This window comes from Edaphobacter sp. FHG110511_03, assembly GCF_059115365.1.
Genome location: NZ_JBZYWL010000013.1, coordinates 37,546 through 54,432 on the forward strand (window position 1 = coordinate 37,546; position 16,887 = coordinate 54,432).

A 16,887-nucleotide genomic window follows, 5' to 3' on the forward strand; every position below is an offset into this window, starting at 1 on the left:
TTCGAATAGAAATTGTTTCTTTATTGGAAAGCAAAGGAAAAGAGACTCTCTATGAGGATCGCGCAAGGATTTGCTGCCCTGGTCGTCTTTACTGCGACGGCCTTCGCTGACGTAAAACCCAACGCACTCTTCAGTGATCACGCCGTAATGCAGAGCGGTGTGCCCCTGCCGGTGTGGGGCACGGCTGATCCTGGCGAAAAAGTGACAGTGACGCTCGGCAAACGCAAGCGCTCCACGACTGCTGATACAGACGGCAGATGGATGGTGAAGTTGGGAAAACTAAAATCGGGTGGCCCCTTTGTCATGACAATCGCTGGCAAAAACACGGTCACAGCTAACGACGTGCTGATCGGGGAGGACTGGATCGGTTCCGGGCAGTCGAATATGGCGTTCACAGTCTCAGCCAAAGCCGCATCGTTCGCGGGAATGCTGGATGAAGACAAAGAGATAGCCGCGGCAAACTATCCGCAGTTGCGAATCTTCATGGCAATAACCAAGAAGAGTTATGAACCGCAGAACGAGATTCAGGGTGAGTGGAAAATTGCGACGCCTGAGAACGCGCCTGCATTCTCGGCGGTGGCGTACCTTTTCGGGCGCGACTTGAACCATGCGCTCAAGCAGCCGGTAGGAATGGTCGTTGTCGCCTTCGGGGCAAGCACGGCTGAATCATGGATCTCACGGCAAGCCCTTACAGCTGATCCCAAGATCAAGCCGATGCTCATGCACTTCGACGATCTTTATAACTTCTACAAGACACATCCCGGGGCAACCACGGATCAGGCGCCCCTCGCTCCGCAGACGATCAACTCGCGGCCAAGGAAGCCGGGGCCACTTCGCGATCCGGTGCAGGATCAACACCAGCCCACCGTGCTATACAACGGCATGCTGCATCCTATCCTCCCGTTCGCGATGCGTGGCGTCATCTGGTATCAGGGCGAATCGATCGTGGGCGGCAAGGCCGGTGTTGCGCTCTATCCGCATGTGATGGAAACCTTGGTGAAGGACTGGCGCGCCGAATGGGGCGAGGGTGATTTCCCCTTCTACTGCGTGCAGCTTCCGCCTTTGAAGAACACCAGCAACAACCCGATGGTGCGCGAAGGCCAGGCAGCGCTGTTGGCTCTGCCCCAGACCGGCATGGCCGTGACGCTCGACGTGGGTGATCCGACGAATGTACATCCGAAGAACAAGGAGCCCGTAGGGGATCGGCTCAGCCGTATCGCGCTAGCTAACGTCTATGGCAGGAAGGTCGAGTTCTCGGGGCCCGTCTACAGCGGTAACAAGGTTGAAGGGTCGAACATCGTCGTTACGTTTAAACATGCGGAGGGACTCACCGGTAAAGACGGGCCACTCCAGTGGTTCCAGATCGCAGGCGCGGATGGCAGGTACATGGATGCCACGGCAACCGTACATGGTAAAACAGTCGTAGTCCACAGCGATCAGGTGCCTAGCCCCGTTTTCGTTCGCTATGCATGGGACAACTACCCGCAAGGGGCGAACCTGGTCAACGGTGCGGGACTTCCCGCGGCTCCATTCCGGACCGACTCGCAGGATGCTCTTACGACGATCTCTCGGGAGTTCACCGGCAGATGATTGCATCGCCTGCAGTCCAGGATGCGAAAGCGTTCTTGCTTGGTCTCCTGCATCTCCAACCACTCTTTCAAGGAGCATTCGTGCGCAGCATCTACATCCTCACTACTCTCCTGACCATACTGACGTCAACTCTGCTCGCAGCGACCCCGTCGCCACGTTATATCCGACAGTTCATAGAAGATTGGCGGTTCATAGAAGCGGCCGACCCGGAGGTCGGCATGTGATCACCGACTGAGTTGCTTCTCCAAAGTGCATCGAGCAGCATTTGGGACGCGCGAGAAGAACATCCTATGCTCAGCCTCGTGGACCGGTTGGTCAGCTGTATCGAATGGCGCCAGTTGGATGGTTGGAGGGGCGGAAATGCTCAAGCAGCTACGTTATTGAGAGAATGCGATAACGCTCTTACTTTCGTCGGATGACAGACTCCGTCGCCTACGATAGAACAGGAAGATTGGACCGGAATCATGCGGAGAATCTCTGCTCAACCAAACAATCCTGAGAGCATATTCAATCATGCGCTGTAGAGCCTTCGTCCTTACGCTGTTGCTATCTTTTTGTCTTTCCGCATTTGCTGAGCCATCACGTTACAACTTCGATAATGGCTGGCTTTTGCATGCCGGCGATGTCGAACAGGCCGCGCAAGCGGTTTACGACGATGGGGACTGGAGCAAGGTCACGCTTCCGCGAGCCTGGAACGAAGATTTCGCTTATCGCGTGTCGATACACGACCAGCCTATCGGAATCGCCTGGTATCGCAAGCACTTTCATCTCCCGAAAACTTCCCCGGGCGAAAAGGTTTTTGTCGAGTTTGAGGGGGTCCGACAGGCAGCAGAAGTTTTTTTGAATGGTCATCGGCTCGGAGTTAGCGAGAACGGTGTGATGGCTTTCGGGTTCGACCTGACACCCCATCTTCTGCAGGGTGAGAACGTACTGGCGGTGCGTAGCGACAATCGCTGGGACTACCGGGAGAAGGTAAGTGGTGCCACCGTGCAATGGAACAATGGCAATTTCTATTCCAACTTTGGGGGCATCAATAAGAGAGTCTGGCTGCACATTAAGCCTGCCGTATATCAAACACTGCCTCTCTTTTCCTCATTCGGGACGACGGGGCAATATATCTGGGCGGACGACTTCCATATCAGCGAGCACGCCGCGACGATTCATGTAGAGTCGCAGGTGCGAAATGACACCGAGAAGACAGTTGCCGTCCGCCTCCAAGCGTTGGTGACCGGTCCCGACGGAAAAGAGGCTGCTAAAACTACTTCCGAATTAGCGCGTTTGGCGCCACATGCCATGCAAACCCTCTCCACGCAGGCCATAGGTCACAATCTTCATTTCTGGAGTTGGGGCTATGGATATCTGTACGAGGTTAAGACAACCATTGTTGTGGACGGTAAACCGGGAGATCAGGTCATGACGAAGACCGGTTTTCGCCAAACAGCGTTTCACGACGGCATGTTCTATCTCAACGGCAGGGTTCTGCAAATCCACGGCTACGCCGCACGCAGCACCAATGAATGGCCTGGACTTGGTACGGATGTCCCGCCTTGGATCTCTGATTTTTCGAATGGCCTGATGGTCGCAGACAACGCCAATCTGGTGCGTTGGATGCACGTTACACCTGCGAAGCAGGACATCCAATCGACCGACCGCGTGGGCTTGCTCGTCTCCATGCCGGCCGGCGATGCCGAAGGTGATTCTAAAGGACGCCAATGGCAGGCACGTGTCGAGTTGATGCGCGACGGCATCGTGTACAACCGGAACAACCCATCCATTATCTTTTACGAATCGGGGAACAAGGGCATAAGTGAAGAGCACATGAGAGACGTGCTCTCGATACGCAATGAATTCGATCCGCATGGCGGACGGGCGATTGGCGCACGCGAGATGCTCGCCTCTCACACAGCCGAGTACGGCGGCGAGATGCTCTACATCGATAAATCCAGCTACAAGCCATTGTGGGCGCATGAATACAACCGAGACGAAGGCGCTCGCAAGTTCTGGAACGAGCAGACGCCCCCATTCCACAAAGATTTTCCGCTCTACAATCGCAATCAAGAAAGCTTCACTCTTGAGGATATATTCCGATGGGATGACTACTTCCGCATACGGCCCGGCACAGGCAAGCGCGTTTCGGCCGGTGGCGTCAACATCAGTTGGATTGATGAAAATTCACACTTCCGTGGTGATAACAACTATCGTCGTTCGGGCGAAGTAGACGCAATGCGCATACCGAAGGACGCATTCTTTGCTCATCAGGTTATGTGGGATGGATGGGTCGACCCGGAGCATCCCCGACTGCACATCCTGGGGCATTGGAACTACTCCGCGGGTGCCGTTCGCACACTCTATGTGGTGGCGAATACTGCATCCGTCGAGTTGAAGTTAAACGGCAGGTCGCTTGGAAAAAAATATCCGACGCACGACTTCCTCTTTACCTTTCCCGAGGTGGCGTATCAAGCCGGAACGCTTGAGGCAATTGGGTACGATGCGGAGCGGCATCTGGTTGCAGAGGCGATGCTTGAGACTGCTGGCGCACCGGCTAGGATCCGGTTGACACCTCACATAGCCCCAGGCGGGTTACATGCCGATGGATCAGACATCGCGCTGATCGATGTCGAAGTGATAGATTCGCTGGGTCGTCGTGTTCCAACAGCGCTGGATTTGATTCACTTCAGTTTGAGCGGACCGGCAGAGTGGCGTGGCGGAATTGCACAGGGCTCCAAAAATCTAGTGGGCGTCAATACAACTCCGACGGACAATCATGGTCTCTCTGCGACACCAGTTGCTCCGTTTGTACATGACGATAACTACATCCTTTCAAAAGACCTGCCAGTCGAAGGTGGTATTAATCGCATCTCTCTCCGCAGTACCACGAACGCTGGTCAGATCACTCTGACGGCGAAGGCAGACGGCCTGCAGGAGACGCAGATCACTCTAAAATCGCTACCTGTCCAGAATGGCGAGCTTTCTACATTTGATTCCGCCGCCGGGTTACCAGTGAACTTGCAACGTGGGGAGACACCCTCTACGCCATCGTTTGCGCGAACGCGCGTCCCGATCGACATTATCTCTGCGGTCGCAGGAGCGAACTCCGGGGATGCTCCGAAGTCGTACGATGATAACGAAACGACTGCTTGGACCAATGCGTCTGTATTGCGAACGGATATTGACTCAGATGGTCTACCTATCCGTCATGCGATACCCGATAGCCGCACGGTAGAGGGATCACTAGAAACCGCTTGGATTGAATACACATTAGCGCGCCCGGCTGTGCCGAAAGAACTTGAATTCAAATTGTCTTCGTTCCGCCTTCGTCGCTATCCACTCCGTGTCACCTTGGATGGGGCCACTATTTTTGAAGGAACAACGTCGACAAGCCTAGGGTACGTCACATTGCCTCTGACATCGACCGGAGAGGGAACTAAACTTAAAATTCAATTGACTGCCCCGCCATTCAACGTTGAAGAGAAGCATTCCTTGGTTGAAGTGAATGGGAAGATCGACCAAGTGGAACCAAAGTCCAAGCAGGGCAAGCCGATTCTGGGTATCGTCGAAGTCGAGGTTTACTCGAAGTAGATAAACAGCGAAGCGTTCGCTTCGGATCGAAGATTCATGGGTTCAAGCATTTCAGCGACGAATAGGACCGGCATGCGATGCACGCGAGTGAAATGCCTGGTTTTTTGGGTCATTGTCCTAATCAGCCAGGGAATCTATTGTTCCGCACAAGCAGACAGGGAAGGGCTCACAAGCCACGTGTGGGGGATCGCGGACGGACTGCCCGACCAGGAAATTCAGGCTGTTGTCCAGACGGCCGACAATTATCTGTGGCTAGGTACTCCGCATGGCTTAGTACGATTCGATGGCTTTAGGTTTGTCGACTACGGAGGAAATCTCTCTTCCTTGCTTCATGAGTTCGGCGTCTCTTCACTGCTCGCAGCGAAAGATGGCAGCCTCTGGGTGGGATCCTTTGGTGGCGGAATTACGCATCTGTCGCTTGGAAAAGCCCGAGTGTATGGATCTGAGAGCGGACTTGGAACGTTGTCTATCCGTGTTGTCTATCAAGACACAGGAGGAGCTATCTGGGCCGGAACCGACCATGGCATCTACCGCTATGCCAACGATCATTTTGTCCGCGTTCTTCACCTTGGTGACCCCAGTGTCCTCGCGATCACGGCGGATGCACGTTCCGGCCTCTGGTTCGCGGGACACCGCCTCATCCACTACGACGGAAAGACCTACACTGACGTTCCTCTTCCTCCACAGAAGAGCGGCATCAGAATCCGCAGCTTGGTCCTAGATGCTTCGGGAATCCTCTGGATTGGTACCCCCTATGGTATGCTGCAGCGTCTTCCTCATGGCGCTGTGCGTGAGTTACAGGATCTCCCCTGGAATATCCGTGCCTTGCATCTAGATTCCCAACACCGCCTATGGATTGGTACGGTTGGAGAAGGTCTCATTATTCGGGATGGCAGCGAACATTCGTTCAAAAAAAGCGATGACGATCCACAGTCAAGTCGGATAGTCCTCGCGTTTGCCAGCGATGCGGGGGGAGATCTTTGGGTTGGCACTCAATCGGGACTCAAGCGATTCAGCAATACAGGCGTGGCCCTGCAAAGAATCAGAGCTGCATCTGCATCTGAATTTGCTTCCGTCTTTATTGATAACGACCAGTCTATTTTTCTAAGTTGCGGTCGATTAATTCGCGTTGCAAATGGCAATTCACATGTGATGCAATTTCCAGCCATCGGCAGACTGCGCGTCCGCGCTTTCTTTCGTGACCGCACAGGGGCTGTATGGCTAGGCACCATGGGACACGGGGCATACCGTTTCATCCGTGGAATGCGCGTACAGAACTACTCTTCAGAACTAGGGACAGGTTTTGTGACGGGGTTTCTCGATTCTCCTGACGGTGCTGTATGGATCTCTACGGACAGTGGCGTAGCGAAGTGGGACCATGGCAAAGTGACGAGCTACCAGACGGCAATAGGCGCTCCCCACGATGCAGTACTGAGTATGGCGAATGCTCCTGATGGCGGACTCTGGGTAGGAACCTCGCGAGGTCTGTTTCTGCTCAGGGACGGTGAGTATCGGTCGAATACGACTTCGGCTGCCCTAGGGAAGCGTCTTATATGGTCGCTATTGACTACATCTGATCATCTCTTGTGGATCGGCGCTGAATCAGGTCTCTATGCGAGTGTTGAAGGGCGGCTGAGACATCTCTTGCTTCCGCACGGATCGTCAGCGAGCAGTGCTGCAATATCGGTGATTCAGGACGCACGAGGCCGAGTACTCGTTGCAGAACCTACTTTGGTTTACCGGGCAAAACGGGATGAGATCGTACGTGCTGCGAAGCAGGCTGACCTCTCTACACAATCCATTCCGAACTTTCGTCTCGATAATCCACCTGAAATTTTCGCGTTAGCGAAAGAAACAGGTGCTCAGATGTTTGCGGGACTCCCTGCGACGGGAGTACCCGACCATGCTGGGGGTGCATGGTTCGCGACTGATTTGGGCCTCGTCCACATTCTGCCTTCTTCGATCTCACAAAAGGTACCACTGCCTCCGGTCATGATCGAGAAGATTCTTATCGATGGAAAATTGAAAGAGAATGACCAAGGTCCTCTTGTTTTGGGGCCATCGGTTCGCAATCTGGAGATTCAGGCATCGCCAATTCTATTGAGCGCACGCACGGACCTTCGTTTGCGAAGGCGCCTTGGAGGCTTCGACAGAGGTTGGGTAGACCTAGAGCCTAACGCATCCTCTATCTATAGCAAGTTGCCACCCGGAGAGTACAAATTTCAGGTCGAAGGGAGTTGGCCGGGAGAGAATGGGGCTTCCTATGCAGACCTGGAAATTGTTCAGCAGAGCGCTTTTTATCGTCATCCTTGGTTCATCGCAACATGTTTGCTTGCCATCAGTCTGATCGCGTGGCTCTACTATCAATTTCAAATTCGCCAGGTAGCGTTGCGATTCCAGGCTGTGGCGGAAGAGCGCAGTAGGGTCGCGCGTGAGATGCACGACACCCTTCTCCAAGGATGCATTGGAGTTTCTTCACTTCTTGAGGCTGTGGCGAGCAGCCAGGAACAGCAGGTCTTGAAGAAAGAAATTTTTGATGCTGAGCCATGGTTTCCTGTGTTGCAGTATGCCCGCGAACAAATTGCTCAAACGATTCATGACGCCCGTGGAGCGATTTGGGACTTGCGAAACCCTGAGCAACAGAACACGTTGGAAGATGCTCTTGCAGAGCAAATAAAGCTGCTGAGACCGAAGAGCACAGCGCAAGTTCTCTTCGAACATACGGGGCTATCTCGGAGATTGCAACCCCGGATCCAACATGAGATCGTTATGGCTTCACGTGAGGCTTTGCTGAATGCCATATCGCACGCTCGCGCAAGACACATAACAATGAGAGTTGGAATAAGCCCGGGCAAGCTAACAATCACGATTGTGGATGACGGGGTCGGGTTTGATGCTGCAGCCCGCAATGGGCTTGGGTTACATTTCGGACTTTCAAGCATTGACGAGCGGATGAATAAAGCTGGCGGAGTCTGGAAAATCGAATCATCTGCCGATTCCGGAACTTCGGTGGAACTGTTCTTACACCTAACGTCGGCGATGGTGTGCAGCTAGAAGGGAGCAGCGACGAGGATGGACGATCGTATTCAGATTATGGTGGTTGACGATCACCCTGTAGTTCGCGCCGGAATCAGCGCAATTATCAGTTCGCAACCTGATATGGAGGTGGTTGGTCAACACGGAAATGCCAGAGAGGCCCTCGACAGCTTCGATCGGGAGTGTCCTGATGTTGTCCTGATGGATCTTCGCTTGCCCGGGGGAATCAGCGGTCTGGACGCCATTCGAGTATTGCAAAATCGCCTTAAAAAACCACGAATTTTGGTGCTCACCACGTATGAGGGAGATGAGGATATCCATCAGGCCATGGAGGCCGGAGCCGCCGCCTACATCATCAAGGGGATGAACTACGATCGACTGATTCAGGGGATCCGCCGAGTCCACGCTGGAAAGACCTATGTCCCGCCGGAAGTATCTCGTACGGTCAGTGAGCGGCCGGTAGTCGATCTAAGTTCGCGAGAAAGAGAAGTTCTGACACTGATGGCAGAGGGTATGAGCAACCGCGATATAGCCATGAAGCTTAGTATCACAGAGGGTACAGTCAAATGCCATGTCGGGGTGATCCTCTCCCATTTTGGCGTCAAAGACCGTACTCAGGCCGTGCTGGCCGCACTACGACGAGGGTATGTTCGTCTGTGAGATTCAATAAGAAAACTTTTCACAATCTGACTTTAGTCAGATCACAATCGTATCTTCGATTCCCTAGACTTCTCTTCGCAAGCAAACAAGTACAGAAGCAAACCTGACGACGTCAGCTCGAAGAACGAGCCGTGTCCAGAGGTCATGTTTCGGGTGCAGTGTGATTCGGAGGCATAAGTGGCGTCAAAGCATGTCGAAGATACGGTACTAAGTCAGTCTAAAATTCTCCTCTTATTTTCGCTTTTGTTCTGCTGCGTCGCCTCTCCCGGACAGACTACCGGCCAGGGAGCTCTGGAGGGGACCATCTTAGATTCTTCCGGGGCGGTTATTCCCGATGCAATGGTGACGGCAACTAACCGGGCGAATGGCACCTCCACTATTCGAAAGAGCTCCGGAGCGGGGCTCTATAGCGTGACTCCGCTCATCCCGGGCATCTATTCCGTGACGGTTGTGGCGCAAGGATTCCAGAAGCTCACGCAAGAGAATATTGAAGTGAACGGCCTTACTGTGACAGGCCTCAACCTGACATTGCGACTCGGTAGTACGTCCGAGGTCATCACGGTGAGCGATGCTCCTCCACTCTTGCAGACCACCAGTCCGACTGTGGGCGCTGTCATTACGAATGAGACCTATGAGTCCTTACCGCTCGTAATGAATAATCAACAGCGCGATCCCACCGCCTTCGCAACACTCGCTCCAGGTGCACAATCCGGAGCCCGTGCGCCGATCTTCTCCGGCACGGGTGATTATCTCGCGGAGGTTTACATCGATGGTGTTCCAACGACGACCATCAATCAGCAGGGCGACAATCGTGTCGTCAGCAATGCTGTTCCCGTCGAATCGGTGGAACAACTCCACATCGTCTCCAGTGCGCCTTCGGCGGAATATCAAGGTGCGGGTGCGATCAATTTTGCCATCAAGACGGGCGGAAGCGCTTATCATGGCCAACTGGTTTCAGTCGTCAGGAATACGGTATTCGATACATGGGGATTTCCTGGTAATCAATTGACGAAGACCCAGATCGTGAACGATAAAGCGACGCAGGTCCCCGCAGGCAAAAATATCGAGCGCCAAGTAGAGATTTCAGCATCTGTGGGAGGTCCAATCCCATTTATGAAAAAGGCATTCTTTTTCTTCAACTATGACCGATTTCACGGACGGCAGGGTGTAAATCCCTCGATCTTTACTGTTCCAACGGCCCTCATGAAAGCCGGCGATTTCACGGAACTGGGAAGCGGTACATACATCTACAATCCACTCACGACCTCGTGCGCCGGTTCAACCTGCACTCGTCAGGCGTTCCGCGAACTCAAGAATGGTATTCCAACTGCGAATGTGATCCCACAGGGCTACATTTCTACGATCTCGCAGTATCAACAAAAGTTCATGCCAGATCCGAACCTTCCTGGTATCGTGAACAACTTCATCACCGGCGGAATCTCTGGTTACGACAACCACGAGTATGTGATGAAGTTCACTTATGATGTGACCCCTTCGCAGCGTTTGTCGTTTGCATACATTCACGGTACACGCCAAACGGCAGGATACGGGGCCAACCTCCCAATGCCGTATACCGGTTCGACGAACTCGGCGATCTCCCCGACCTTCATCTTGGCGGAGCATAGCTGGACTCTAACCCCGAGGATGGTAAATCAGGTCACGTACGGCTTCACGCGGTTTCCGATGCCTGTGAATGCGCCAACTGATAACCTCGCGCCCTACCGGGGCGGACCAGACGTTGGCATTGCAGGGTTACCGGCGGGTCAAGCTTCGGGAAATTTCCCGGGGTCATCCTTCGCAACGTCTGCGGGATTCTCAACGGCGATCTCTCCCTGGGTAGATGGTTCGCGTTCTTATCTCACCGTTCCCAATGCCTACACCCTCGTCGATAACTTTGTTTGGACAAAAGGGAAGCACAATGTCACGATCGGATTTATGACACAGTGGCTGCAAAGTAATGCCACATCGCAGACCAGTCCTTCGGGAATCTATACGCAGTCGTTCTCTCCGATCTCCACTGCCAACTTTGTTGGCAACACGCTGAACGTGGGGACGGCGGGCGCTCCAACCGGATTTGCCTATGCGAGTTTCCTTCTTGGAGCCGTTAACAGCGGTTCGACTAGTGTGCCTTTGGTCAGTGAAACTGGGAGCCGGTTCCATCCGATCTCACCCTACATCCAAGACGATTGGCGGATCACGCCAAAGCTGACCCTGAATGTCGGCCTGCGCTGGGACTACCTTCCCCCTTATCAAGAAGTGCAGGACCGCTTTAGTTTCTTCAATCCGACGGCGACCAACCCACTCACCGGCAGTCCAGGGCAGCTTCAATTTGCTGGTTTTCGGGGAGCGGATATCAGTTGCCAATGCCACACTCCGGCCGACACTTACATGAAGAACTTTGGGCCACGGCTTGGCATTGAATATGCTCCCGACGAAAACACTGTCTTCAAGGCTGGCTTTGCTGTCGCTTACTCCCACGCCGGTGGCGTAGGAGGGCGCGGTTCAGGCGGTCCCAGCCTTCTCGGCTTCGGTTCTAACATTGTTCTGCCCGCTGCAGTAAACACTGGTGTCGACGCAGGCCCGTCGTACTACTTGAACAATAGCTCGCAGTTCCAGACTGCAGGCCTTGCAAACACGAACTTCGGCGGACCGGGATACTCCATTCCAGCACCGTCTTCGCCGAACGCATCCGCTCTAACCTTAAGTACTGGCAACTATGTGAACGCGAGTGGAAAATATGTGACTCCGGGCTCTGCACCTCCTTACGTTGACCCGTATCTGGCAAGTCGTGCTCCTGAGTTCGTCTTCTATAACTTCGGGGTGCAGCGGGCACTCACCAAGGATCTGACCTTGACCATCAACTATTCGGGAAGCCAGTCCCACTTCGTAGACGGCGCTCTGGTCCCGGGTGTTTGGTCAGGACAGTTGGATCCTAAGTACGTCGCGACATTGGGATCAACCTTGGCAAGTGACGGAGCCACAAATATCCTGACCGCTCAGGCAACTCCGGCTAACATCGCAATTGCGCAAAAGGCGGATGCGAGTGTCACTGTGCCTTATCCTGGGTATGCTGCGGCTGCTGCCATCAATACCAGGCCGACGATCGGTCGTATGTTGCAGCCGTTCCCGCAATACTCGAGCGCTCCCAGTTCATCCTTCGCCAACATTGGCAACATCAGTTACAACGCGCTTCAGGTCACCGTGAAACAGCGCCAATACAAGGGCATGAACTTTACGATGAACTACACCTGGTCACGAAACATCGGAGATGATGGAACGACTCGGAGTGCATTCCCTGTACCAGCTTCGGCTTCGTCAACAGGTCTAGCGATTCCGGGCAATAATCGTGCCGACCGCGATGTCGTCGCAACGGATATCACTCACAACATGAACCTCTATGGAGTGTTCAGGTCCCCATTTGGCAAAAACAAGATCGGGGGCGATAACTGGCTTGTTCGCGATCTCGCAAGCGACTGGCAGTTTTCTGAGATATTCAGCTTCACCTCGGGTTCCCCGATCTACATCATCGGTTCCGGATGTACATTCCCGTCAACAGGACAGTGCATGCCAGATCTTGTACAAGGCCGCAAGGACACGATTGGTAAGAATGGCGACTGGGCGGGTGCGGGAACAACGTACAAGAATTATTCGCAGACGTCCTATCTGGATGGAACCGCTTTCTCACTACCAAACAGCTTTGCCCTCCCTTCTGGGGCAAAGACTGGTGCAGTGCCGGTCACGAAAATCGGTACGGCTCCGCGCTTCTTAGGGATAAGGAACCCCAGTCGCTATAACCTCGATGCGTCGCTGCAACGTTCTTTTGATCTTGGGACGGAGAGGGTCAAATTCGTCTTTCGTGCCGACTGCCTCAACGTCACGAACAAGGTCAGCTTCTCAATGGGGCAGAATCAAACGTGGTCAGTTGCGGACGCAACAAATCCTGGATCGACCTCTTTCGGAAAACTTACTAGCGCGGGCGGCAACCGAAGGTTCCAGTTGTCCGGCCGCATCACATTCTAGACATGTAAGTGGGGGCGGCCGCCCCCCACTTATGTCTTCCTCTTCCAGATCTGATGGAGATGAGATCTGGAAGACTTGGCACACTGTCGTGCTATTTTATTCATTCCCCCTATAAGAAAAAAACGCTTCGAGTTTATCAATAGTAGGACGTTCGATCGATCACTTCTAGCGAAACCAGAGTCGTTGCCCTCGGTAGCCAAGGCTCAGGAACTCTCTTTGCCGAAACGAGCGAAGGCGTTCGACTCCACCTCGCTGTGCAAATAAACTGAGCCACGCTCTCAGCTGCTGTCTGACGAACTAGCCACTTGCCCAAAGGGCGGTGATCTCTCGAACTTTGCTGAGAGTGAAGTGAAACCTCAGCCCGACAACCTTCGTCAGACCTTACGTTGGCCCCTCGTTCACTTGGAGATTGTTATGAAGATGCTTCGTCTGCATTTTTTGATCCGATCGGTTGTGCTTGTTGGTGCAGTAGGCATCGCTCACACATGCTTTTCCGCATCCGCAACGACTGCGGGGGCGCACGTGACGTTAACGGACAACGGCAAATCCTGGACGTTGGAGAATAGCATCGTGAAGGCCACGATCAGCAAAGAAAATGGGTTTCTCACCTCGCTGGTCTATAACGGGTTCGACACCGGAAGCCGCGGCGTATGGGAGCACACTCCACAGGGAGCGCCACAGGTGACGAACTCCGTTACGATCGATCCTGCAAATAACAAGGGCGAGCGTGCGGAAGTCTCGATCAAGGGAGTAGGCCGAGGCACATTCACTTTCACGGCAGGCGCCCCCGGTGGCGGCACAACCTGCGACATCGAACTGCGCTATTCTCTGGGCCGCGGCGATCATGGCATCTATACCTATTCGATCTTCAGCCATCCCGCCAGCTACCCCGCGACGGGTACCGGCGCGGAAGACCGCTTCATCGACTATCTGGACCGGAGTTTCGACTGGATCACGGTCGACAGAGACCGCAATATGCTTGAGGCTAGACCTATCGATTGGGGTACGGGTGTCGTGGTGCATGCCAAAGAGCAACGCATCATGGACAAGGGGATCTACAAGAACTCTGTCGAGCACAAGTACAGCTACTCCGGTGAGCAATACCACACTCCGGCGTATGGCTGGTCTAGTACGCAGACGCACTATGGGGTATGGTTCATCAATCCTACAGTTGAATATCTGAGCGGCGGCGCAAGTCGTCTAGATCTCGATGCGCACTTCGGTGCGGACAACAATCCGCCGCCTATCATTCTCGACTACTGGCACAGCGGGCATTACGCCAGCGGAACCCGAGCCAACATCTCGGCTGGTGAAGAGTGGACCAAGGTGATTGGGCCGATCTTTGTTTACGTAAATCATCTGGAGCATCCCAAGGCGGCTTCGGTGGCAGCGCTCGACAAACTGAAAGCGACAGAAGGCAATCCAAGAGTCCCTGCCAGCTGGTACGAAAACGCAAACGCGCTGTGGGAGGACGCACTGGCGCAGGCAAAGAAGGAGAACTCGAAGTGGCCCTATGACTGGGTTAAAGGCGTGGACTACCCGCCACTGGCGGAGCGCGGCACTGTTAGTGGACGCATCGTGCTGAATGACCCCATGGCGCCGAAAGGATCCTCGACGAAGCTTCAGCATTTGACCGTAATCCTCTCTTGCCCCGATGAGCCACTCAGGGAACTCCCACCTATGAGGATGGCTTCCGGCGTAGTTGCGAGATCTGCTGACAAAGGAATGGGCGCTCGTGTCTTTGGCCCGCGCACAACGGGAGGAGCTGGAAGTTGGATTCACGAAGCACGCTTCTACCAGTTCATCGCGGACGGCTCGAAGGATGGGAAATTCACCATCTCTAAGATCCGTCCGGGCAAGTATACGTTACATGCCTATGCCGATGGTGTTTTGGGTGAGTTCGAGAAGACATATGTAACTGTCGAGCCGGGCAGGAAAGTTGATCTGGGCAAGCTGGAGTGGAAACCGGTGCGCTTCGGAAAGCAGTTATGGGAGATCGGCTTTCCCGACCGGAGTGCCCGTGAGTTTTTGAAAGGGGACGGCGATAATAGCTGGCTCTGGGGATGGAATCTGCGCTACGCGCTACTTTTTCCCAACGATCTTACTTTTACTGTGGGCAAGGACGATCCGTCGAAGAGCTGGTTCTTCGAGGAAGTTCCTCATGCCACAGACCTCTCCTTTGTTAACGCCGAGGCGAAGGACCCGGCGAACCAGCGCTTCGGATGGGTAAAGGCTGAATCGCTCCAGCAGTATCCACAGACGGACCAGGTTGGCCCGTGGCGACTTGGACACAAGTGCACAGTAGCCGCGCCGTCGATGATCCCGCGCAAGCCAGGGGAACGGATCAAGACCGACCGGCGCGATTCAGAGAAGCTGGCCATCCTGCACCGCTCCGGGGACCTGACACCAGTCTGGGTTCCAGACACTACTCACGAGGCGCTTCGTGATCTGGTCAGAGCGAGAGTGGATGCATCGATGCACCTGATGCGTGCACGCCAGCAGTTGCTAGCCTTCCTGCTTCGGCATGGCCGCAGCTACCCGACCGGGAAGCACTGGACACAACGCCATCGCAGTTGGCTTGCAGGGCAGACCTTCCAGGAGTACGCCCACGGCATCGTATTTCAGGACTACTTGGATACGGTGTGGACCGCGCAACAGAGAAGAGATGCCCTGATCGAGAGGATCTCTGCGATGGTCGGAAGCTGGTCCCTCGGACCGCTTGTTCAGGCGTTGCGGGGACTGCGTGGCATAGACATGATCTCCGCAGCTACTTTCATCGCTTCTACCGGCGACCTCAGCCGTTTCGAGTCCCCGCGCCTGTTGATGGGTTATCTCGGTCTCGTTCCTTCTGAGCACTCCAGCGGCGGGACGATCCGTCGCGGAGGCATCACCAAGACTGGCAACCGTGAGGCTCGGCGGATGCTGATTGAAGCAGCATGGAGCTATCAGTATCCGGCTCGCGTTGCGAAGGAAAAAGCCGAGATCCTAGTACGCCTGCCCAAGAACGTCCGAGATATCGCTTGGAAGGCACAGACCAGGCTGTGTACCCGCTATCGTTCTATGGTTGCCAGAGGTAAGAAGCCAACTGTTGTCGTTGCTGCGATCGCGAGAGAGCTTGCCGGTTTCATATGGGCCATCGGTCAGGAGATGAGGTCATTAGCCAGCTGATGCAGTACGGCAGCTCTCACAACCTAGTCGCCTTGGAATATATAGCGAAGAGATTCTAACCAGCTCAGGTGACGCATCCGGATTGTTACGCTTTCCGGAAGATGGGTGATCTGCGGGTCTGCGGCAACACTGAGGTAATGGGTCGAAAATGCGTCAACTGAAGTTACGGGATGCGCCAAGGCTGCGACTGTAAAGCAAGTGGATCCTTGGGAATCGGTTTCCTGCTGCACCGTTCGTCGATTTTCAAGACCAAGTCTCAGATTGATGGCGATCTTGGGAAGAGGCTTGCCAGTTGCGTTGTCGACAACCTGCACGCGCAGATCGCACGGCGTCGATGGAGCGGTTTGCCCAACGAACGCAAGGGTAAGTAACAACGCGACCATGCAAGAAAGATATCAGGCCCACGGCAGAAAGGAGTTAGTTCAGCCTATGGAGTGGGGAGCCGGGCAACCGGTCATGGTGATCCTCGAGAGCCCCTTGGGCCGGAGTACCTTCCGACGCCCGCGCTAAGTCCGAGGCAAGCCTGCGACGACACACCTTCGTGCGGTATCCAACCCGCGTATGGAAGTTTGAGCGACTGTCGCTGAATGTTGCCCGGTTCCCCAGTCCATAGGAATTCGAGAAGAACACACCTCTACGGATGCAGGGGCTGACGCCCCCTGCGCCTAACCATTGACAAAAGACATGGAAGGGGCTCCGCCCCTCGCGCGCGCAAGGAGTCTCCCCAGGCTTCCGCGCTCCGCTTGTGCAGCCCCTTGCCCTTCGCTCCGCTCCGGGTGGGTGATTCCCCTCTCCTTGCACTTGCTACCCCCGCCTTCGCCAGGAGGCGTTCGG

At 54.6% G+C, this 16,887-nt stretch carries 5 protein-coding genes and 2 pseudogenes; all 7 read left to right on the top strand.

Annotated elements, in window-relative coordinates; all coding sequences use genetic code 11:
• Nucleotides 1-51 precede the first annotated feature (51 nt).
• The gene (locus AC5S26_RS28000; RefSeq protein WP_494188247.1) at nucleotides 52-1,590 is read left to right on the top strand and encodes a sialate O-acetylesterase; all 1,539 of its coding nucleotides are present in this window, start codon (nucleotides 52-54) and stop codon (nucleotides 1,588-1,590) included.
• A gap of 513 nt (nucleotides 1,591-2,103) precedes the next feature.
• The gene (locus tag AC5S26_RS28005; protein WP_494188248.1) at nucleotides 2,104-5,169 is read left to right on the top strand and encodes a glycoside hydrolase family 2 protein; all 3,066 of its coding nucleotides are present in this window, start codon (nucleotides 2,104-2,106) and stop codon (nucleotides 5,167-5,169) included.
• A gap of 177 nt (nucleotides 5,170-5,346) precedes the next feature.
• Complete coding sequence (locus AC5S26_RS28010; RefSeq protein ID WP_494188249.1) at nucleotides 5,347-8,223, top strand: sensor histidine kinase; 2,877 nt, start codon at nucleotides 5,347-5,349, stop codon at nucleotides 8,221-8,223.
• Nucleotides 8,224-8,241: 18 nt separating this feature from the next.
• Entirely contained in the window at nucleotides 8,242-8,865 is a 624-nt protein-coding gene (locus AC5S26_RS28015; RefSeq protein ID WP_494188250.1) for a response regulator, read from the top strand.
• Nucleotides 8,866-9,042: 177 nt separating this feature from the next.
• Nucleotides 9,043-12,885: a carboxypeptidase-like regulatory domain-containing protein gene (locus tag AC5S26_RS28020; RefSeq protein ID WP_494188251.1), complete on the top strand. Its 3,843-nt coding sequence runs from the start codon at nucleotides 9,043-9,045 to the stop codon at nucleotides 12,883-12,885.
• 420 nt (nucleotides 12,886-13,305) lie between these two features.
• Nucleotides 13,306-15,072: pseudogene (locus AC5S26_RS28025) on the top strand (polysaccharide lyase family protein); the annotation flags it as partial.
• Between the two features lie 99 nt (nucleotides 15,073-15,171).
• Nucleotides 15,172-16,053 (top strand): annotated as a pseudogene (locus tag AC5S26_RS28030) (IS110 family RNA-guided transposase); the annotation flags it as partial.
• Between the last annotated feature and the right edge of the window lie 834 nt (nucleotides 16,054-16,887).

Bases quoted from the DNA above. Each gene is read 5' to 3' on its own strand.
- AC5S26_RS28005 (WP_494188248.1), top strand. From the start codon at position 2,104: ATGCGCTGTAGAGCCTTCGTCCTTACGCTGTTGCTATCTTTTTGTCTT.
- AC5S26_RS28015 (WP_494188250.1), top strand. From the start codon at position 8,242: ATGGACGATCGTATTCAGATTATGGTGGTTGACGATCACCCTGTAGTT.
- AC5S26_RS28000 (WP_494188247.1), top strand. From the start codon at position 52: ATGAGGATCGCGCAAGGATTTGCTGCCCTGGTCGTCTTTACTGCGACG.